Raw genomic sequence first — 965 nt, 5'->3', positions numbered from 1 at the left:
TCACCGCACGCGAAACAGCGGCGTTTGGTACAGCAATGATTTCTGCGGGTATTGTCCCTGAGAGTGCAGCGCGTGGTTTTAATGCCATGAGTGCGCGCATTCAGGCAGGGGGCAAACATATTGAAGATGCTTTTGCCAATATCGGTCTTTCCCGTGAAAAATTCATGGAAGATTTGGATAAAGATGCTACCGGTACTTTGGTGCGCTTTTTTGATGTTTTAGCCAAATCAGAACAGGGCATGCGTTCTCTTATTGCCATTGCTGGGCGCGATTTTACAGGTGATTTTGCCAAATTGGTTGGTAATCCAGAATTGTTAGGGCAAGCTTTAGAATATGTGAAAGATCCGCAAGTCTTTAAAGGCTCTGTAGAGCAAGAGGCGGACAAACAAGCAACTGGTGCCATCAGGCAGTTTGAACTTTTGCAAAATCGTATCGTGGCTTTGGGGATTACCATTGGTGAAGTCTTATTGCCTCCTGTCAACAGTTTGATGGAAAGTGTTGGCAATTTTACCAATGGGCTTATGGCATGGGCCAATGCCCATCCCGCTTTAACAAGTGCTATCATCAAAACCATTGCCGCCCTGATGGCTTTTAACATTGCTTTGCGGATTTTGCGCTTTACCATGGCGGGTACACGCCTTGGGCTTCTTCAACTCATGACTTCTTTGTGAAGCTTGGAGCACTCAGCCGTGCTCTTAAAACAAGTTGGCGAGGTTTAATCGCATCAGGGCGCTCGATGGGAATCATGGCGGCAAGTCTTGGTGGGAGTGCACTGCGTCTCTTGCGACCGATGACTCTACTCGTGTCTGGCTTTCGGGGGCTTATGGTCTCAGGCAGCGCATTCGTTGCTACTTTTGGTTGGATAGGTACAGTGATAGAAGTGATTGCCGCTGGCATTGCCTCTGTTGTTGGCGCTGTTTTTACTCCAATAGGGGCGCTCATTGCTGCTGTTGTGGCGGTGATCA

General features: G+C 48.3%; 1 pseudogene. It reads left to right on the top strand.

Going from position 1 to position 965, the window contains the following annotated elements:
* Positions 1–965 (top strand): annotated as a pseudogene (locus tag J7R10_RS08235) (phage tail tape measure protein); the annotation flags it as partial.

Origin of the sequence: Bartonella vinsonii subsp. berkhoffii ATCC 51672 (assembly GCF_902825225.1) — a bacterium.
In the GTDB taxonomy this organism is placed as follows: Bacteria; Pseudomonadota; Alphaproteobacteria; order Rhizobiales; family Rhizobiaceae; genus Bartonella; species Bartonella berkhoffii.
The sequence above is the reverse complement of the archived record's forward strand: the minus strand, read 5'-3'. Positions and strand labels throughout refer to the sequence as shown.